Origin of the sequence: Citrobacter sp. Ca225, from assembly GCF_030337175.1 — a bacterium.
Lineage (GTDB): Bacteria > Pseudomonadota > Gammaproteobacteria > Enterobacterales > Enterobacteriaceae > Citrobacter_A > Citrobacter_A amalonaticus.
Genome location: NZ_JAOWCD010000068.1, coordinates 104435 through 122181 on the forward strand (window position 1 = coordinate 104435; position 17747 = coordinate 122181).

The 17747-nt window shown below is 54.1% G+C and carries 21 protein-coding genes and 1 other RNA gene; 9 read left to right on the forward strand and 13 right to left on the reverse strand.

Annotated features, from left to right (window positions below):
- The first annotated feature begins 283 nt into the window (after window positions 1–283).
- The 4 genes from tomB (at window position 284) to OGW13_RS10435 (ending at window position 2216) form a co-directional block, all read left to right on the forward strand.
- Window positions 284–658, forward strand: a complete 375-nt coding sequence (tomB, locus tag OGW13_RS10420) for an Hha toxicity modulator TomB (protein WP_042324455.1) — start codon at window positions 284–286, stop codon at window positions 656–658.
- Window positions 659–685: 27 nt separating this feature from the next.
- Window positions 686–904 carry a hemolysin expression-modulating protein Hha gene (gene hha / locus OGW13_RS10425; protein WP_001280991.1) on the forward strand — a complete coding sequence of 73 codons (219 nt, stop codon included), beginning with the start codon at window positions 686–688 and terminating at the stop codon, window positions 902–904.
- A 176-nt stretch (window positions 905–1080) separates the two neighbouring features.
- Window positions 1081–1632 (forward strand): maltose O-acetyltransferase, encoded by a 552-nt coding sequence (maa, locus tag OGW13_RS10430; RefSeq protein WP_044327283.1) that lies wholly within the window; start codon window positions 1081–1083, stop codon window positions 1630–1632.
- A 113-nt stretch (window positions 1633–1745) separates the two neighbouring features.
- On the forward strand, window positions 1746–2216 hold the full coding sequence (locus OGW13_RS10435; RefSeq protein WP_043001559.1) for a YlaC family protein: 471 nt from the start codon (window positions 1746–1748) through the stop codon (window positions 2214–2216).
- Window positions 2217–2265: 49 nt separating this feature from the next.
- On the opposite strand, the gene ykgO is transcribed toward OGW13_RS10435, so the two are convergent.
- A complete protein-coding gene (gene ykgO / locus OGW13_RS10440; protein ID WP_003859006.1) occupies window positions 2266–2406 on the reverse strand; it encodes a type B 50S ribosomal protein L36 in 141 nt (46 codons plus the stop codon).
- Window positions 2407–2628: 222 nt separating this feature from the next.
- Here ykgO and pdeB point away from each other — a divergent pair, with 222 nt between their 5' ends.
- On the forward strand, window positions 2629–4179 hold the full coding sequence (gene pdeB, locus OGW13_RS10445; protein ID WP_181825318.1) for a cyclic di-3',5'-guanosine monophosphate phosphodiesterase PdeB: 1551 nt from the start codon (window positions 2629–2631) through the stop codon (window positions 4177–4179).
- Between the two features lie 39 nt (window positions 4180–4218).
- Here the strand turns inward: pdeB and OGW13_RS10450 are convergent, their stop codons facing one another.
- A complete protein-coding gene (locus tag OGW13_RS10450) occupies window positions 4219–4572 on the reverse strand; it encodes a DUF1428 domain-containing protein (protein WP_043001561.1) in 354 nt (117 codons plus the stop codon).
- An 82-nt stretch (window positions 4573–4654) separates the two neighbouring features.
- A complete protein-coding gene (gene yczE, locus OGW13_RS10455; RefSeq protein ID WP_104446100.1) occupies window positions 4655–5251 on the reverse strand; it encodes a membrane protein YczE in 597 nt (198 codons plus the stop codon).
- Between the two features lie 84 nt (window positions 5252–5335).
- On the opposite strand from yczE, the gene yczR reads away from it, so the two are divergent.
- Window positions 5336–6763, forward strand: coding sequence for a MocR-like transcription factor YczR (gene yczR, locus OGW13_RS10460; RefSeq protein ID WP_104446099.1), 1428 nt, complete (start codon window positions 5336–5338; stop codon window positions 6761–6763).
- Here yczR and OGW13_RS10465 read toward each other — a convergent pair.
- The 3 genes from OGW13_RS10465 to ffs all read right to left on the reverse strand — a co-directional run bounded on the left by OGW13_RS10465 (window position 6760) and on the right by ffs (window position 7522).
- Window positions 6760–6978, reverse strand: coding sequence for a hypothetical protein (locus OGW13_RS10465; protein WP_043001564.1), 219 nt, complete (start codon window positions 6976–6978; stop codon window positions 6760–6762). The two genes, yczR and OGW13_RS10465, sit on opposite strands and share 4 nt — an antisense overlap.
- Window positions 6975–7226 (reverse strand): hypothetical protein, encoded by a 252-nt coding sequence (locus OGW13_RS10470; RefSeq protein WP_287116057.1) that lies wholly within the window; start codon window positions 7224–7226, stop codon window positions 6975–6977. The genes OGW13_RS10465 and OGW13_RS10470 overlap by 4 nt, the downstream gene beginning before the upstream one ends.
- Before the next feature lie 199 nt (window positions 7227–7425).
- An RNA gene (ffs, locus tag OGW13_RS10475) (signal recognition particle sRNA small type) lies at window positions 7426–7522 on the reverse strand.
- A 162-nt stretch (window positions 7523–7684) separates the two neighbouring features.
- On the opposite strand from ffs, the gene OGW13_RS10480 reads away from it, so the two are divergent.
- A complete protein-coding gene (locus tag OGW13_RS10480; RefSeq protein ID WP_044327287.1) occupies window positions 7685–7996 on the forward strand; it encodes an MGMT family protein in 312 nt (103 codons plus the stop codon).
- 31 nt (window positions 7997–8027) lie between these two features.
- On the opposite strand, the gene OGW13_RS10485 is transcribed toward OGW13_RS10480, so the two are convergent.
- Window positions 8028–8597 (reverse strand): YbaY family lipoprotein, encoded by a 570-nt coding sequence (locus tag OGW13_RS10485; protein WP_044267638.1) that lies wholly within the window; start codon window positions 8595–8597, stop codon window positions 8028–8030.
- Between the two features lie 212 nt (window positions 8598–8809).
- Between OGW13_RS10485 and tesB the strand changes: the two genes are divergently transcribed.
- On the forward strand, window positions 8810–9673 hold the full coding sequence (tesB, locus tag OGW13_RS10490; RefSeq protein WP_043001567.1) for an acyl-CoA thioesterase II: 864 nt from the start codon (window positions 8810–8812) through the stop codon (window positions 9671–9673).
- A gap of 73 nt (window positions 9674–9746) precedes the next feature.
- On the opposite strand, the gene amtB is transcribed toward tesB, so the two are convergent.
- From amtB to decR, 5 genes are all read right to left on the reverse strand, one after another.
- Window positions 9747–11033: an ammonium transporter AmtB gene (amtB, locus tag OGW13_RS10495; protein ID WP_156594811.1), complete on the reverse strand. Its 1287-nt coding sequence runs from the start codon at window positions 11031–11033 to the stop codon at window positions 9747–9749.
- Window positions 11034–11064: 31 nt separating this feature from the next.
- Complete coding sequence (gene glnK, locus OGW13_RS10500) at window positions 11065–11403, reverse strand: P-II family nitrogen regulator (protein ID WP_002891893.1); 339 nt, start codon at window positions 11401–11403, stop codon at window positions 11065–11067.
- Between the two features lie 223 nt (window positions 11404–11626).
- A complete protein-coding gene (locus OGW13_RS10505) occupies window positions 11627–13405 on the reverse strand; it encodes a SmdB family multidrug efflux ABC transporter permease/ATP-binding protein (protein ID WP_044258949.1) in 1779 nt (592 codons plus the stop codon).
- Window positions 13398–15170, reverse strand: coding sequence for a SmdA family multidrug ABC transporter permease/ATP-binding protein (locus OGW13_RS10510; protein WP_044258950.1), 1773 nt, complete (start codon window positions 15168–15170; stop codon window positions 13398–13400). Before OGW13_RS10510 ends, OGW13_RS10505 begins: the two co-directional genes overlap by 8 nt.
- A gap of 45 nt (window positions 15171–15215) precedes the next feature.
- Window positions 15216–15674 (reverse strand): DNA-binding transcriptional regulator DecR, encoded by a 459-nt coding sequence (gene decR / locus OGW13_RS10515; RefSeq protein WP_043001571.1) that lies wholly within the window; start codon window positions 15672–15674, stop codon window positions 15216–15218.
- A 112-nt stretch (window positions 15675–15786) separates the two neighbouring features.
- On the opposite strand from decR, the gene OGW13_RS10520 reads away from it, so the two are divergent.
- A complete protein-coding gene (locus OGW13_RS10520; RefSeq protein ID WP_287116059.1) occupies window positions 15787–16842 on the forward strand; it encodes a PLP-dependent cysteine synthase family protein in 1056 nt (351 codons plus the stop codon).
- Window positions 16843–16885: 43 nt separating this feature from the next.
- On the opposite strand, the gene cof is transcribed toward OGW13_RS10520, so the two are convergent.
- Window positions 16886–17704: an HMP-PP phosphatase gene (cof, locus tag OGW13_RS10525; RefSeq protein WP_043001573.1), complete on the reverse strand. Its 819-nt coding sequence runs from the start codon at window positions 17702–17704 to the stop codon at window positions 16886–16888.
- Window positions 17705–17747: the final 43 nt, after the last annotated feature.

Consider the following 17747-nt stretch of genomic DNA (forward strand, 5'->3'; position numbering starts at 1 on the left):
CGACGAGGATGGAAAGAGAGGATAATCTGATGAATTTCAAAATAATCACGTAATTATCTCATTTCGGTATGGGTTGGCGACATGCTATAATGAGAAAAATCCACAAACCTTCACTTTCTCTCATATTACATTAATTGTAATTTTTCGTAATATAACGATGAAATCTTTTTTAGAGTAGATTATAGTTAAATCATCAAGCGTAGAAGGCAAGTACCAGGTCAGTTAGTTGTACCCATCCCGAAAGGTGTTCGGTTAGTTCAAGCCACTAAGAAGGGGATGCGTTATGGATGAATACTCACCCAAAAGACATGATATAGCGCAGCTTAAATTTCTTTGTGAAACGCTTTATCACGACTGTCTTGCAAACCTTGAAGAAAGCAATCATGGCTGGGTAAACGACCCAACCTCGGCGATCAACCTTCAACTCAACGAACTGATAGAGCATATTGCAACCTTCGCACTTAATTATAAAATTAAGTATAATGAGGACAATAAGCTGATTGAGCAGATTGATGAATATCTGGACGACACATTTATGTTGTTCAGCAGTTATGGCATTAATGCGCAGGATCTGCAGAAATGGCGGAAATCAGGTAATCGCTTGTTCCGCTGCTTTGTGAATGCCACCAGAGCTAACCCTGTTAGTTTGTCTTGTTAAAAATTATTACAATCATAGGTAAGATTTATGTCCGATAAACCATTAACTAAAACTGATTATTTGATGCGCTTGCGACGCTGTCAGACAATTGACACGCTTGAACGCGTGATTGAGAAAAATAAATATGAATTATCTGACAATGAATTGGCTGTATTTTACTCAGCCGCCGATCACCGTCTTGCAGAATTGACGATGAATAAACTTTACGACAAGATCCCCTCCTCCGTTTGGAAATTCATTCGTTAATTTGATTACTGAATATCAGGAAATACGGATGTTTTCCTGGGGAACATTTATCTTATTTGCAATAACAATAGCATGGCTATTGTGACTTCTGTCACGGTATAGTTCAGGGATCGTTCCCTGATTAACGCAGACCCTCTACTGTATTGCCTCACCAGTGAACAGGCAGAGAGCGCAGAATGAGTGAAGAGAAGCGTAAAATGATAGCGGGTGAACGGTATCACCCGGCAGATGAGACTCTGCGCCATGACCGATTGCAGGCGCGTCGGTTCGTTCACCGCTACAATCACACCGCCCCGGATGAAAAGGCCGAACGCCTGGCTATTCTCCACGCCCTGTTAGGTCAGTGCGACCGTCCCTACATCGAGCCGTCATTTCGCTGTGACTACGGTTACAATATCTTCCTGGGTAAAGACTTTTACGCCAACTTCGACTGCGTCATGCTCGACGTCTGTCCCATTATTATTGGTGATAACTGCATGCTGGCTCCCGGCGTTCATATCTATACCGCCACGCATCCGCTGGATGCGACAGAACGCAATAGCGGACTGGAGTTCGGCAAACCCGTCACGATTGGCAATAATGTCTGGATTGGTGGGCGTGCGGTCATTAATCCCGGCGTCAGCATTGGTGACAATGTGGTGGTTGCCTCCGGCGCCGTAGTGACCAAAAGCGTACCCGCCAACGTCGTGGTGGGAGGTAATCCAGCACGGATTATTAAAACACTGTAAATAGAATTGTAACTGTTATGCTAAATTGTGGTTAATCTGTTACTTTTTTCAGGCTAATCGCCCACTTAAAATAGGGCGTTCCCCTGTAAGTTGCGAAATCACGAAGGCAAAAAATGACAGAAATACAACGCCTGCTCACTGAAACCATCGACGATCTGAATGTTCGTGAGAAGCGCGATAATAAGCCCCGCTTTAGCATCAGCTTTATTCGTAAACATCCAGGCCTGTTTATCGGGATGTATGTTGCGTGGTTTGCCACGCTGGCGGTCATGCTGCAATCAGAAACGCTGGTTGACTCTGTCTGGCTGCTGGTGGTGCTGTTTGTCATCCTCAACGGTTTTTTCTTTTTTGATGTCGCCCCGCGCTATCGCTATGAAGATATCGACGTACTGGATTTCAGGGTGTGTTACAACGGCGAGTGGTACAACACCCGGTTTGTGCCCCCTACACTGATTAGCACCATCCTTCACTCCCCGGACGTTGACGATGAACGCAAAGCGCAATTACAGAAGATGCTGACGCGTAAAGGCGAACTGTCGTTTTACGATATCTTCACTCTTGCCCGCGCAGAAGCCACACCATAGCCAATTGGTATTGCCGGATAGACTTTTCCTCTATCCGGCCCTCTTCTCTCTAACGTCGTTTTTTCCTTCCCTGTACCGCTTTGAAACGCGGGTTGCTCTTACAAATCACATATAAACGCCCTTTCCGCTTTACGATCTGACAGTCGGGATGGCGCTGCTTTGCGCTACGTAATGAATTCAAGACCTGCATGATATCCTCATAATCGTTGATATTATGTTACAATATAACATTACTTTATCGCTGAACGCATGACAGTTCAATCCTTTCCGCATTAACGCGCGTTCTTTTGCATTGAAGACGGCGAAAAGTCGGACTCCCCACAAAAAATTCTGCAGATTAACGACATCATTTACAGGGCTTTTTTCCCGATCGGATATACTTTCTCTACAATGCGTTATTAAGGATATTTGCGTGAGAACACGACATCTGGTCAGTCTGGTAACAGGAGTGCTTATCCTCGCCGTATTGGTTCCGGTCGGTTTGAGTGTCTGGCTCGCTCATCGCCAGGTCGAAAAGAAATTCATCGAGGAGCTGGATACCTACTCATCGCGCGTCTCTGAACGTACTGAACGCGTGGTGGCCCAGGCAAAACAGGCATTACAGCAGATTAACGCCGTGAACAGCGCACCGTGCTCGCGTGAACACTTACTGGCGATGCGGAGACTTTCCTTCAGCTATCGCTATGTCCAGGAAGTACTGTATCTGCGAAACAACATACCACGCTGTTCCTCTCTGGAGCAGGAAAGTTATACCTCGGCCTTCCCGCCGCCCATGAAAATCACTAACGATGGCTACCGCGCCTGGTTTACCGCGCATAACGATCTGGGGATCGAGCGTTACATGGCAGCACTGGGCTATGGCGACTATATCGTGATGATTGATCCCGCCTCTTTTATCGACGTGGTTCCTTTTGGCGCCTGGCAGATCGATGTCGCGATTATTGGCGTAAAACGCAATACCGTCATTGCCAGCAGCAGCGCGCTCGCACCGAATATTCTGCAATTTACTCAGGAAACCACGCCTCGCCACATGGAAAGTCATGGCATTATTTATGAGATTCGCCCTTTCCCGGAGATGGGCATTACCATTGTCAGTTGGGCGTCGACCCTCCCACTACAAAAAATCTGGTACCGACAGGCGCTGATCTGGGTTCCCGCCGGCACTCTGATCGGTCTGCTGGCCGCCGCCTTTATTTTGCGCATTCTGCGCCGTCTCCAGTCACCTCATCACCGATTGCAGGATGCCATCAATAACCGCGATATTAAGGTCCATTATCAGCCTATTGTGTCACTCAGCACCGGCAAAATCGTAGGGGCGGAAGCGCTGGCGCGCTGGCCGCAAACTGACGGCAGCGACCTGTCGCCCGACATTTTCATCACTCTGGCCGAAGAGACTGGTCTTACCGAACCCCTCACCCGCTTAATTATCGAAACGGTATTTGAGGATATGGGGAAATGGCTGAAGCAGCATCCCGAACAGCATATTTCCATTAATATTGAAGCGGCGGATCTCGCCTCTGAAAAGCTCCCGACGTTGCTCAGTAAACAGCTTAACCGGTATCAGCTTGCCCCCTCACAGATTGCGCTGGAACTGACGGAACGGGGATTTGCCGATCCGAAAACCAGTTCACCCATTGTCGCCCGCTATCGTAAGGCGGGGCATGCTATCTATATTGATGATTTTGGCACCGGCTATTCCAGTCTTAGTTATTTGCAGAATCTGGACGTAGATATCCTGAAAATCGACAAATCGTTTGTCGATGCGCTCGAATATAAAAACGTGACGCCGCATATCATCGAAATGGCCAAAACGCTGAAGCTGAAAATGGTGGCGGAAGGAATTGAAACGGCTAATCAGGAAGACTGGTTGCGCCAGCACGGCGTCCATTATGGGCAGGGCTGGCTTTACAGCAAAGCGCTGCCCAAAGAAGCATTTATTCTGTGGGCTGAAAAACGCTTATAACGCAAAGATGGCTGGCGGCACGCCGCACAGCCAGTCACGCTAGTCGTCGATAATGGGGGAGAATCCGCCGTAAATCATGCGTTTACCATCAAACGGCATCGACTCACTGAACGCTTTCATGCGCGGATCGTTCATCATCTTCTGATTCGCCGCATCCCGCACTTCTTTCGACGGGTATTCAATCCAACTGAATACCACTTCTTCGTGCTCCTCGGCTTTCACCGCCATACGAAAATCGGTGAGTTTGCCATCGGGCACATCCTCGGCCCAGCATTCCACAATGCGGAGCGCGCCAAATTCCTTGAACAGCGGTGCTGCTTTTGCCGCCATCGCCTTATAAGCCTCCTTGTTTTCGGCAGGTACGGCAAGGACAAATCCATCCACGTACTTCATGAGAAAAACCTCCGAAGTCCACCGCGCGGCAAGCCTATTCCAGCCACGTCAGTCGTGAATAAGTTTAGTCGCCCTCTCCTGTCTACGCCGTCTGAATCCGCGCCCTGGGTTTGTAGCGAAACCACGGCAGGCAGATCTGGATCAGCGGCCCAATCGCCAGCGCATACAGCACGGTTCCGACGCCAAGCGTACCGCCGAGCAGCCAACCGCTCAGTAAAACAGAAACTTCAATCGCCGTTCGGATCGTACGCACCGACCATCCCGTGCGGGTGTGAATACCGGTCATCAGACCGTCTCTCGGCCCGGCGCCAAACCCCGCGCCAATGTACATCCCCGTCGCCAGGGCGTTCACTACCACGGCCGCCACCAGCATAAGGCTACGCACCGCGAGAGAGGAAAACGTTGGTATCATCGCCAGCGCGGCATCGGCGGCAAGCCCGATCACAATCACGTTACTGAGCGTCCCCAATCCTGGGCGCTGACGCAGGGGGATCCACAGCAGGAGTACCAGCGCGCCGACAATAATCATCACCACGCCAATCTTCATCGACAACAGATTCGCCAGCCCCAGATGGAACACGTTCCACGGATCGGCACCTAAATCCGCGCGCACAAACATCGCGGTTGATACCCCATACAGAGCCAGCCCAAAATAAAGTTGAACCAGACGACGTCCCATTTTCACCCTCCCCGTTCAGATAGTCTTCATCATCGCTGTAATTGGCACTATGATTAATGACCAGTTTTGAAAAAGTGGACTGCAATGTCATCACGTCGTTATGGAAGTCAATCTCTCCAGCGCCTGATTGGGCACTGGCAGGACAGCGCCGCAAGAACTCCGCTCTGGCGGCAACTGGCAGAAGCGTTGCGTCTGCTGATCCTCGACGGGCGTCTGGCACTCGACAGCCGTTTGCCCGGAGAACGCGAACTGGCTGCGGTACTCGACATCAGCCGGACCACCGTGGCCAGCGCGCTGGCGCAATTGCGGGAAGAGGGATATCTGGAGAGTCGGCACGGCAGTGGGTCGCGTGTGGTTCTGCCAGGTCATATCCGCGAAGTGCCGACGCGAACCGGTACCACGATGGCATTGGATCTCTCCACCGCCGCCCTCAGTGCGGGGCCTGAAATCCATCAGGCTTATCAACAGGCGCTGGTTGCGATGCCACCGCATTTGCTGACGTCGGGCTATCAACCGCAGGGATTACTCTGCTTGCGTGAATCGCTCGCCCGTCATTACTGTGCGCGAGGCCTGCCGACAACGGCGGATGAAATCATGGTGGTCAACGGCGCGGTCAGTGGTCTGGCGCTGATCCTGCGCTTATTGACTGGCCCCGGCGATCGGGTAGTGGTCGATCATCCGACGTACCCGCTGGCAATTGCGGCCATTCAGGGCGCCTCCTGTCGACCGGTGGGCGTGTCATTACCCGAACAGGGTTGGGATACGGATGGACTGGCCGCAACCATCGCCCAGACCTCACCGAGAATGGCCTATCTGATGCCGGATTTCCATAATCCCACCGGGCGGTGTATGGATGATGGGACGCGGCACGTCATCGCGGATATTGCTGCCCGTACGCGTACAACGCTAGTGATTGACGAAACGATGGTGAACCTCTGGTACGACGCCCCACCGCCCCCGCCACTGGCGGCGTATCACCGCGACGCCCCGGTAATTATGCTGGGTTCAGCGGGCAAGAGTTTCTGGGGAGGACTGCGTCTGGGCTGGGTGCGTGCGCCATCACGTACCATCGCCGCGCTGGTGCAAACACGGGATACGGTCGATTTGGGCTCGCCGGTCATCGAACAACTTGCCACCACGTGGCTCCTTGATAATGCTGATTCATTTTTGCCGCAGCGCAGACAACAGCTCGCCGCGCGGCGCGAACTCTGCGACACCCTGATGCGCAAACACTTTCCCGAGTGGCGCTATCAGCAACCACAGGGCGGATTATCCTTCTGGGTAGAACTGCCGGATACGCTGGCAACGCTTTTCGCCACGCGGGCGGAAAGCGTCGGGATCCAACTCGGAACAGGCACCCGTTTTGGGCTCGCGGGCGCGTTTGATCGTTTCTTACGTATGCCGTTTGCCTTACCGGAAGAGCCTCTGCGCGCGGCGTTTAACACCCTGGAACCGATCTGGGAAACACTGCGTCTGCAGTCCGGCAACGCTAAGGTGCGTAAGATTATTTAATGCTGGCGAGGAACCGGAAAACCCTTGAGGGAAATCACAAAATTATCGCCCTCTTTCTTTATTTTGGCACCGGCATCGCACCAGTCAGAGGCTATACGGAAAAATTCATCACTACCAACGTTCCAGCTCAGGCAAACATGCTTAACATAACCCGAGCGGAGCAGTTCACAGGCTTCGCCATAGTTACTGGCGATGGAGAGCGTTTGCTGTTTCATTTTTTCTTCTTCAGTAGTCTGCGCAATGCTTTGACTTCTTTAGGAGTCAGTGGCTCAACAAACGACTCTTCCGTGTGTTGGCTATCGATATCGCCAGCCGAGACCCCCGCCTCTGCCGCAACGTCGAAGGCAATCAGCAGCAGTTTTTCTGTCGTGACGCTTAAATTCTCATTATTCAGTTCAGCGAAATGACGAAGTTTTTCTTTTAACGTCTCATCAATTTTGACATTCAGTACTGCAGTAGCCATCGTAAGAATCCTTGTGGACAGGCAAAAGCACGGTTCCGGCGACGACAGGATCGCCATGGCGTGATAAGCGAATTGAGCGCCAGGATTTAACATCCCAAAAACACTTTGCCAGCATTTGATGACAAAAAAATGACAAAACTATGACAACAACAAGAAGAAAAACGAAGATGTGATGCCAGATGGCACAAATGGGTGGGGGCCCTGCCAGCTACATCCCGGCACACACGTCATCTGCCTTGGCTGCTTCCTTCCGGACCTGACCTGGTAAACAGAGTAGCGTTGCGGGAGAACCAACAGAGCCCCCATTGAGAGCGTTGTTAACCAACGCGCAGGCGCATTATCACTGCTGCCCCCTGTAATTGCAAGCCATCGGCAGTCAGATGCTGGTTTCTTGCGCAATGGAACTTCCCGCGCCCGCCATTCCAGATTATGCTGAAGGATTACCGCAGGAAGAGACCATGGACAGACAAGACACTTTCCCTCAGCGCGTCTGGCAAATTGTTGCCTCCATTCCCGAAGGCTGTGTCACCACTTATGGCGACGTCGCGTTGCTCGCAGGTTCTCCGCGCGCGGCCAGACAGGTCGGCGGCGTACTCAAACGTTTACCCGAAGGCAGCACTCTGCCCTGGCATCGGGTGGTGAATCGGCACGGCGCGATTTCACTCACCGGTCCCGATCTACAGCGACAACGGCAGGCATTACTGGCGGAAGGTATTGTGGTATCAGGGAGCGGGCTGATTGATTTGCAACGGTATCGCTGGAATTATTGACCCTCTCCGGGTGGAGAGGGTCAGACAGGCCTTAGTACTGTGTCGGAGCAGGCACCGCTGAAGACGGGTTGACCTGCGTTGGCGAAGTTGAAGGCACCGTTGTCGCTGCCCCACCGCTTGCCTGCACAGGCACTTCCGTTTGCTGCACCGGCACCAGAGTCAGATCGGCTTTCGTACCGCCCTGGTTGATGACCGGCTGAACGGTATCGGTAATAAACACCAGTTTGTCATTCACCGTAATTGCCGCACTCAGCAGAATGCGGGCATTGGGCTGCACGTCAGCCGGGTTAAACGGCAGAACGAAGCTAAATGGCGCCTGTTTCCCTTCGGTACGAACCGCTTTCTGGGACAACACTTTCGACGGGGCGTCGGCGAGCGACGCATCCGACAGGGTCACGGTAAGCACGGCGTCAGGCGGCAATGCCACTTTCTGACGGATCCATACGGTACCCGAGACATTAGGTTGCTGAATAGCAGGCTGTGTGGCCGTTGCTGAAGTGTTTGGGTTTGGCGCTGGCGTCTGGATATCCGCGCTTTTATCTGCGCAGGCGGCCAGAGCAACCGCAACCGCTAAACCACTTACCATGTGCATGAGCTTCATTAAATTCTCCTTATCATCTCTGCACCAGCGGGTTTTCCTCCCGCCGGAAGAGTGGTTAACAAAAACGTAACGTAGCTAAGTGTGGCACATATCACTTATTTTTGCCTGGAATTGGCCAGTTTTTCAGACTATTGCACCCATCGGACCACTTCTAAAATTGCGTTATACTCTGCCTATCTCGCTTCGGCGTCGTTGTTACCTGGAGAGCATGTATGAGTCAGGCACTGAACAATTTGCTGACATTGTTGAATCTGGAAAAAATTGAGGAAGGACTCTTTCGGGGCCAAAGTGAAGACTTAGGGCTGCGCCAGGTATTTGGTGGACAGGTCGTCGGTCAGGCGCTGTATGCAGCGAAAGAAACGGTACCAGAAGAACGCCTGGTTCACTCGTTTCATAGCTATTTTTTACGCCCTGGTGATAGCCAGCGACCGATTATTTATGACGTGGAAGTTCTGCGCGACGGCAACAGCTTCAGCGCCCGCCGCGTTGCCGCTATTCAGAACGGAAAGCCTATTTTTTATATGACCGCTTCATTCCAGGCGCCAGAGCCCGGTTTCGAACATCAAAAAACCATGCCGCACGCCCCCGCGCCGGAAGGATTGACATCAGAGACCGACATTGCCCGGTCAGTCGCGCATCAGTTGCCGCCGATTTTAAAAGATAAATTTCTCTGCGATCGCCCGCTGGAAGTGCGTCCCGTTGAGTTTCATAACCCGTTAAAAGGCCATGTGGCAGAACCCACGCGCCAGGTGTGGATCCGCGCGAACGGTACGTTACCCAACGACATTCGCGTCCATCAGTATCTGTTGGGCTACGCCTCCGATCTCAATTTCCTGCCGGTTGCCCTGCAACCTCACGGCATTGGTTTCCTGGAAAAAGGGATTCAGATTGCCACGATCGACCATTCCATGTGGTTCCACCGTCCGTTTGATTTGAATGAATGGCTGCTGTACAGCGTGGAAAGCACGTCGGCCTCCAGCGCGCGCGGATTTGTTCGCGGCGAGTTCTACACGCAGGATGGCAAACTGGTGGCCTCGACCGTGCAGGAAGGGGTAATGCGTAATCACAACGAATAAAAAACCGGATGGCATTGCTGCGCATCCGGCGATATCCCGTGTTGCCCGGTTAAGTTCACCGGGCATTTTTCTGTTATGCGTTGTAGGCATTCTCGCCGTGACTGTTCACATCCAGCCCTTCGCGCTCTTGCTCTTCCGGGACGCGCAGACCAACGGTCATATCCGCCAGCTTGTAGCCGATGAAGGCCACGACGCCAGACCAGACGATCGTGATGGCGATGCTCTCAAGCTGAACCAGCAGCTGATGCCCCATCGTCACCCCTTCAGCAAAGCCCACACCGCCCAGTGCGCTTGAGGCAAAGACCCCGGTAAGAATACAACCGACAATCCCGCAGACACCGTGAACGCCAAACACATCACACGGGTCATCAACGCGCAGCAGACGTTTGAGCATTGTCACGCCCCACAGCCCGGCCACGCCAGCCACCACGCCAATGATTAACGCGCCACCGACACCGATGTAACCACAGGCAGGCGTCACGCCAACCAGACCGGCAATCGCCCCTGAGCATGCACCCAGCAGAGACGGTTTACCGCGCAACGCCCACTCGCCGAAGATCCAGCCGAGGATCGCGGCGGCCGTGGCAACAACGGTGTTCACAAAGGCCAGCGCAGCAATTTCGTTCGCCGTCCCTGCGGAACCGGCGTTAAAGCCGAACCAACCGATATAGAGGATCGCCGTACCAGTAAAGACCATCGGCAGGTTATGCGGTTTGAACGCCTCTTTGCCGAAGCCCACACGTTTGCCAATCAGGTAGGCCCCCACCAGGCCAGCGATGGCGGCGTTGATATGCACGACGGTACCGCCGGCAAAGTCCAGCGCACCGTGCGATCCCAACAGGCCGCCGCCCCACACCATATGGGCAATCGGAATGTAGGAGAGGGTCAGCCAGACCACCACGAAGATCAGGACGGCCGAGAAACGGATGCGTTCCGCCAGCGAACCGACGATCAGGCCGACAGTAATACAGGCAAACGATCCCTGGAAAGCAACGTGAATATACTGGTAGATACTGCCCATTACGGCGGTCAGTTCAATGTTTTTCAGCATCACCCAGTTGAAGTTACCGAAGAAGCTGTTCCCTTCGCCGAATGCCAGTGAATAACCAAACACCACCCATATGATGCACACCAGCGCAAAGGTGACGGTGACCTGCGTCAGCATCGACAGGACGTTCTTCCCGCGGATCAAACCGCCGTAAAACAGGGCGATACCCGGTATGGTCATAAACAGCACCAGAGCGGTACAAATCATCATAAAGGCGTTATCGGCTTTATCCGCCACTGCCGGAGCAGCCATCACGAGACCTGGCAGCAGCGCCAGCGAAGCAAGGCCCGTTTTCATCGTTGCTATCTTCATTTTGTCGTTTCCCGTTACTGTGTGCCAGGCTTTACAGCGCCGCTTCGTCAGCTTCGCCGGTGCGAATACGAATGACGCGTTGCAGCTCCGCGACGAAAATTTTGCCGTCGCCAATTTTTCCGGTGTAGGCCGCCTTGCTGATGACATCGATCACTTCATCCAGTTGGTCGTCGGCAATGGCCACATCAATCTTCACTTTAGGCAGGAAGTTGACGCTGTACTCTGCACCCCGATATAACTCGGCATGACCCTTCTGACGTCCGAACCCTTTCACTTCGGTGACGGTCAGCCCTTGAATACCAATAGAAGAGAGCGCTTCGCGAACGTCTTCCAGTTTGAACGGTTTGATTACCACGGTAACCAGCTTCATAGATCCCCTCCAGTCAGAATTCGGCATATGGTGCGACTACACGACTGAGGTATTGCAAGGTGTATGCCAGAATTGAAAAAGCGGGGCCGATGTCTGTTCTACAGGCCGTCTGACGGGCGATTCAGAATGGAAAACGGAACGGGAAAAGAAAAACGCACCATGGCAGTGCATGATGCGTTACATTTTTGCACCACCGCCGAAGCGACCCGGCAGTGGCGGTGCATCAGGCGGGAAGCGACTCCTCGCGAACGCTGGCGGCAAGCTCTTCGCCAGCGAGCTGGAGCTGATACATCTGCCAGTAGCGCCCTTGCGCCGCAAGCAGTTGCTGATGAGTACCACGCTCTACCGCCTGTCCACGATGAAGCACCAGAATGGTGTCCGCCTCAACAATGGTCGACAGTCGGTGCGCAATCACCACCAGCGTGGTGTGTTCGCGCACGGCGGCCAGCGCATGTTGAATGGCCTGCTCGGTACCGGAATCGATACTGGCGGTCGCTTCGTCGAGGATCAAAATTTGCGGCGTTGCCACCAGTACCCGCGCCAGCGCCAGCAGCTGTTTCTGCCCGACGGAGAGATTGTTCCCCTGCTCACCAAGTTGGGTATGAATGCCTTCGCTCATCCCGCGAGCCAGTTCCGCCAGTTGCACCGTCTCCAGGGCTTGCCACACTTGTTCTTCAGAGATATCCCGCCCCAGCGTCACGTTTGCCAGGAATGAATCCGCCATGACCACCGGATCCTGTTGCACCATCGCGACGCCCTGACGCAACGCGCTGTGACTCAGTGAACGTAATGGACGCCCGTCAAGGCGAATCTCCCCCTGACTCAGTGGGTAATAGCCCATCAGCAGACTGGCAAGCGTACTTTTACCGCTGCCGGTATGCCCAACCAGTGCAACAAAACTGCGGGACGGTACGGAAAGGCTGACATTTTGCAGCACCAGATTATCATCGCGGTAGGCGAACGACACATCCTCAACGTCAATCTGCCCGGACGCCAGCGGTCGCGGGTCCTGCCCGTAACGCTGGCGCGGCCCGTCCATCAGTTCAAACACGCGCTCCCCGGCCACCACGGCCTGTTGCAGCATCGACTGTTGAGTGGTCAGTTCGATCAGCGGTTCATTCAGGCGTCCCAGATAACTGATAAAGGCGTAGAGCACCCCGACTTCTATTGTCCCTGCCGACGTAAAACTGAACAACATCAACAGACCGCAGAGAATGAGCGCGGAAAACAGGCTCAGCAGAGGCCGTAATAAGAAGCCATCTAAACGCAACGTCTGCATACGCGCCAGATAATGCGAGCGGCTGGCTTCGCCCATCCTCTCACCAAAGCGCGCCTGCTGGCGAAACTGCTGGATCACGCTCATGCCGTTAATCACTTCGTTGAAGCCATCATTGATATCGGCGAGATAAGCCCGCACACGACGGACTATCGGCGTGCTGTAACGCTGATAGATAATCATCACCACCAGCACCGCCGGGAAAATCAGGATCGCCACCAGCGCCATGCGCCAGTCGAGACTGAACATTGCCACCAGCATCGCGCCAATCAGGGCCGCGCTGCGCAGAACTGTCGCGACTACCGTGACATACAGATCGCGGATCACTTCGGTATCGTTGGTGACGCGCGAAATGAGCTGTCCGACGGGCTGCGTGTCAAATTCACTCAACGGCTGGCGCAGCGCGGCATCCATCACGTCGGTACGCAATTGCTGCACCACGCCGACCGCAGCGCGGTTAAACAACAGCGACTGAGCATAGTGCAGACTGGCGGCGAGAATCTGCAGCCCAAGATAGGCGGCAATGAGTCCGGTCACCCTCCCCAGCGGCAGATTATTTTTAGCCACCATGTTGTCGATGAAGTAGCTTATCAGCAGCGGCCCGCTGACTTCTGCGGCCGCCGCGACCCACAGCATAATCACTGCAACGCCTAACGGTTTTCGCCACGGCGATCCATAGGCCAGCAGGCGTTTGAGGGTCGGCCATAACTGCCCAAAACTACGCATTTGCCGCCTCCTCGTTATTTTCCGGTGCATCATCAAGCGCCGCTTCCAGTTGCTGATAACGGTACATATCGCGATACCAGCCCGCCTGCTGCACCAGCGCCTCGTGATCGCCGCGCTGCGCGATATGCCCATGCTGCATCACGATGATTTCGCTCGCTTCAGTCAGCGCCGAGAGGCGGTGCGCGCTGATAATCACCGTTCGCCCTTCTCCCCACTGGCGCAGATTGTGCAAGATCTGATGCTCCGTTCGCCCGTCCACCGCCGACAGGGCGTCGTCCAGGACCAGGATTTCGGCATTCAGCAACAGCGCCCGCGCAATGGAGATACGCTGTTTCTGTCCGCCGGAAAGCATCACGCCGCGCTCGCCGACCTCGGTATCGTAACCCTGCGGCAGACGAAGAATATCCTCATGTACGCTGGCTAAACGCGCCACATGTTCAATATCCTGTTGCGTGGCGCTGGGGCAGCCCAGCGCAATGTTATTCGCCACGGTATCCGAAAACAGGAATGGCGTCTGACTGACCACCGCCAGCCGACTGCGCCAGCTATCCAGTTGCAGGCGTGGCAGAGGAATGTCATGAAAGCGGATATCCCCCTCGGTGATATCGAAATGGCGCTGAATCAGCGACAACACAGTACTTTTACCCGCGCCGGTCGGCCCGCAGATGCCGAGCATCTGCCCAGGCTTAAGCTGAAAATTGACGTTTTCCAGCGTCGGGTGCGTGGTTTGCGGATAGCAGAACGCACGGATCGCCACCGCCAGTTCGCCCCGCCCTTCCGGCACCGGTTCGCTGCCATCATTCACCACCGGCGCTTCGGCCAGCATCGCGCGAATACGACCGTAAGCGGCGCTACCGCGTTCCACGATGTTAAACATCCACGCCAGCGCCAGCATCGGCCAAATCATCAGCCCGAGGTACATCATGAAGCTGGTCAGTTGTCCCAGCGTCAGCGAACCTTGTACGACCATCCAACTGCCGCCACCGATAGCCAGCAGGTTCGCCGTGCCGATGGCGATATAAATCGTCGGATCAAAACGGGCATCAATACGCGCCACGCGCATGTTTTTCTTCCCGGTATCTTCCGCATCAGCCGCAAACAGTGCGGACTGCCGATCCTCCAGACCAAAGGCTTTGATCATACGAATACTGGTCAGGCTCTCCTGGGTACGGTCATTGAGACTGGAGAACGCCGCCTGTGCCAGTCTGAAACGATCATGCAGACGATCGCCGTAGCGTTTGATCATCAGCGCCATTACCGGCATCGGCAGTAGAGCAAACAGCGTAAGCTGCCAGCTGATCTGCGTGGACATCACAATCAGCACCGCACAGCCCATCACCAGCGAATCCACCAGCGTCAGAACCCCTTCCCCGGCGGCAAAGACCACGCGGTCGACATCATTGGTGGCGCGCGCCATGAGATCACCAGTGCGGTGGCGCAGATAAAATTCAGGATGCTGGCGGCTGAGTTGGCGGTAATAATCTTCGCGTAGCTCCACCGCCAGTTGGTAAGACGCACCAAACAGCAGCACGCGCCAGACGTAGCGCAGCAGATAGACCACCACGGCAATCAGGGCGATGGTGCCAATCCACAGCATGATCTGTTGCGGCGTAAAGCGTTGTGTAGATACGCCATCCACCACAATACCGACCACTTTTGGTGGAATGAGTTGCAGAATAGCGATGAGGATAAGCAAGGCAACCGCCCCGAGGTAGCGACGCCACTCCCGGCGAAAATACCAGCTTAATTGAGCAAATAATCGCACGTATTATGTCCTGACCTGATTTTCCGGCAAATCGTGCCGGGAGAGTTATTCGATTGGCAGCGCAGTGGTGTATTTAATCTGTTCCATGGCAAAGCTCGACGTGACGTCCGACAGACCGGGAACGCTATTGACCAGACGTTTATAGAAGTCATCATAGCGCTTCATGTCAGCCACCTGAACCCGCATCAGGTAATCGTACTCCCCGGCCATGCGCCAGAAGCCCAACACCTCCGGCATCTCACTGACCACCGTCACGAAGCGGCAATACCAGTCACTGCTGTGATGCTGGGTTTTAATGAGCACAAAGGCAGTTAATCCCAGCCCCAGTTTTTCCGGATCCAGCAGTGCGACTTTACCGACCAGAATTCCCTCATCTTCCAGTCGTTTGAGGCGTTTCCAGCAGGGTGTGGTGGTCAGATTAACGGCATCCGCCAGCGCCTGCAAAGAGAGGGTGCAGTCCTGTTGCAACAATGCAAGCAGCTTACGGTCAATTTTATCTAACATACCGGCACCTCAGAGAAGAATTTTCTCCTTACATTCTATTTTAAAGGCTAAATGGCAACAATTTTTTCCGTGCTTTTCGCTACTCTTGGCACAAAATGACAAATGGATATTAATGATGAACAGCACCTGGGTTAAAAATGCCATCAATGAGATTAACGCAGATTATCAGCGCTCGGCGGATACTCATCTTATCCGCCTGCCATTACCGGTATTTCCGGATATCCAGCTCTATCTGAAAGATGAAAGCACCCACCCGACCGGTAGCCTGAAGCACCGGCTGGCGCGTTCGCTGTTCCTCTATGGGTTGTGCAATGGCTGGATTAAGGAAGGCACGACGATTATCGAATCCTCTTCCGGTTCAACGGCAGTCTCCGAAGCCTATTTCGCGCGCCTGCTGGGGCTGCCGTTTATCGCCGTCATGCCCGCCTGCACGGCCAAACGGAAAATCGAACAGATTGAATTTTACGGTGGTCGCTGTCATTTCGTGGACAGCGCCTGCGAGATTTATGCGGCGTCAGAACAACTGGCGCATGAGTTGAACGGCCATTATATGGATCAGTTCACCTATGCCGAACGCGCCACCGACTGGCGCGGTAACAACAATATCGCCGACAGCATCTTCCGCCAGATGCAGTGTGAACCGCATCCCGTACCGAAACACATTGTGATGAGCGCCGGAACCGGCGGGACCTCCGCGACCATTGGCCGCTACATCCGCTGCCAGGGTTACGATACAAAATTGATGGTGGTGGACCCGGAAAACTCCGTCTTCCTGCCTTTCTGGCAGTCGCGTGATGCTACGCTGCGCAGCCCTGTCGGCAGCAAAATTGAAGGAATTGGACGCCCGCGCGTCGAACCGTCATTCATTGCCGACGTGGTCGATGAGATGCTGCGCGTACCGGATGCCCCCAGCGTGGCGACCGCGCACTGGCTGGAAACGCAACTGGGCCGCAAAGTCGGCGCCTCTACGGGCACCAATATGTGGGGAATGTTGCAACTGGCCGCCCGCATGCGCGAAGCCGGAGAAACCGGTTCGCTGGTGACGCTACTGTGCGACAGCGGCGAACGCTATCTGGACACCTACTACCATGCTGAATGGGTGAGCGCCCATATTGGCGATCTTAGCGCGGCGAAAGCAGAGCTGGCGCGGTTGCTGAATACGCATTAAATCAAAAAAAACCGGGCTGAACGCCCGGTGCTGGTAGGGTCTCTCATTCGGGGGAATAAGGAAGATTTGGATAGTCCAGCCAATGTGTCAAAAAGTGTGATACCGCCTGGTTGCGACAATGACCAATCACCGGTAAATGGGGAAGTTCGGCAATAAGCTGCGGCATGGCATTGCCCATGATCAGGCCACGGCCGACGCTGCCAAGCATTTCGCGATCGTTCATCGCGTCACCAAACGCCATACATTCCGCCAGCGACAGCCCCAGATGTCCGCTCAGGACCTCCAGTGCAGAACCTTTGTTACAGCCTACCGGCAGTACTTCCAGGCAATCGATCGCCGAGTAACAAAGATGGGCTCGTGCGCCCAGTACCTCTTCAAGCTGAATTTTCAGCCTCGTCAAATCGTCATGATCGCCACAGAAGCAAACTTTAGTCACCCGATCTGCCGGAATACGCGCGACATCCACAATCTGATAGCGAAAACCGCTATAGACGTGGGCGTGCAGCATCTCTGGGATCTCTTGTCCGGTAAACCAGCCGTTATCGTTGAAGACATGCATACTCGCCTGTGTGTCCCAGTGCTGATGCAGGACGATCTCAGCAACAGCCGGATCCAGATCCTGACGGTGCAGCACCTCGCCTTCCAGCGAGTGAATGCGTGTCCCGTTACCGGTGATCAGAAAAGCATCGAGAGAAAAAGTGCCGAGAATATGGCGCATTTCCAGTACATGGCGTCCGGTGGCAAACGTCAGGGTAATGTCACGTTCGCGCAGACGCGCCAGAGTCGAGAGCGTTTCATCACCCAAAAGGTGATTTGGCATCAACAGGGTGCCATCCATATCAAATGCAGCCAGGCGTGCCATCTCTTTCTCCACTCGGTGACGGATTAACTTGTGATTCAGTATT

Excerpts from the sequence above, each read along its gene's own strand:
- tomB (WP_042324455.1), top strand. The coding sequence starts at position 284 with ATGGATGAATACTCACCCAAAAGACATGATATAGCGCAGCTTAAATTT.
- hha (WP_001280991.1), top strand. The coding sequence starts at position 686 with ATGTCCGATAAACCATTAACTAAAACTGATTATTTGATGCGCTTGCGA.
- maa (WP_044327283.1), top strand. The coding sequence starts at position 1,081 with ATGAGTGAAGAGAAGCGTAAAATGATAGCGGGTGAACGGTATCACCCG.
- OGW13_RS10435 (WP_043001559.1), top strand. The coding sequence starts at position 1,746 with ATGACAGAAATACAACGCCTGCTCACTGAAACCATCGACGATCTGAAT.
- ykgO (WP_003859006.1), bottom strand. The coding sequence starts at position 2,406 with ATGCAGGTCTTGAATTCATTACGTAGCGCAAAGCAGCGCCATCCCGAC.
- OGW13_RS10450 (WP_043001561.1), bottom strand. The coding sequence starts at position 4,572 with ATGAAGTACGTGGATGGATTTGTCCTTGCCGTACCTGCCGAAAACAAG.
- yczE (WP_104446100.1), bottom strand. The coding sequence starts at position 5,251 with ATGGGACGTCGTCTGGTTCAACTTTATTTTGGGCTGGCTCTGTATGGG.
- yczR (WP_104446099.1), top strand. The coding sequence starts at position 5,336 with ATGTCATCACGTCGTTATGGAAGTCAATCTCTCCAGCGCCTGATTGGG.
- OGW13_RS10465 (WP_043001564.1), bottom strand. The coding sequence starts at position 6,978 with ATGAAACAGCAAACGCTCTCCATCGCCAGTAACTATGGCGAAGCCTGT.
- OGW13_RS10470 (WP_287116057.1), bottom strand. The coding sequence starts at position 7,226 with ATGGCTACTGCAGTACTGAATGTCAAAATTGATGAGACGTTAAAAGAA.
- OGW13_RS10480 (WP_044327287.1), top strand. The coding sequence starts at position 7,685 with ATGGACAGACAAGACACTTTCCCTCAGCGCGTCTGGCAAATTGTTGCC.
- OGW13_RS10485 (WP_044267638.1), bottom strand. The coding sequence starts at position 8,597 with ATGAAGCTCATGCACATGGTAAGTGGTTTAGCGGTTGCGGTTGCTCTG.
- tesB (WP_043001567.1), top strand. The coding sequence starts at position 8,810 with ATGAGTCAGGCACTGAACAATTTGCTGACATTGTTGAATCTGGAAAAA.
- amtB (WP_156594811.1), bottom strand. The coding sequence starts at position 11,033 with ATGAAGATAGCAACGATGAAAACGGGCCTTGCTTCGCTGGCGCTGCTG.
- glnK (WP_002891893.1), bottom strand. The coding sequence starts at position 11,403 with ATGAAGCTGGTTACCGTGGTAATCAAACCGTTCAAACTGGAAGACGTT.
- OGW13_RS10505 (WP_044258949.1), bottom strand. The coding sequence starts at position 13,405 with ATGCGTAGTTTTGGGCAGTTATGGCCGACCCTCAAACGCCTGCTGGCC.
- decR (WP_043001571.1), bottom strand. The coding sequence starts at position 15,674 with ATGTTAGATAAAATTGACCGTAAGCTGCTTGCATTGTTGCAACAGGAC.
- OGW13_RS10520 (WP_287116059.1), top strand. The coding sequence starts at position 15,787 with ATGATGAACAGCACCTGGGTTAAAAATGCCATCAATGAGATTAACGCA.
- cof (WP_043001573.1), bottom strand. The coding sequence starts at position 17,704 with ATGGCACGCCTGGCTGCATTTGATATGGATGGCACCCTGTTGATGCCA.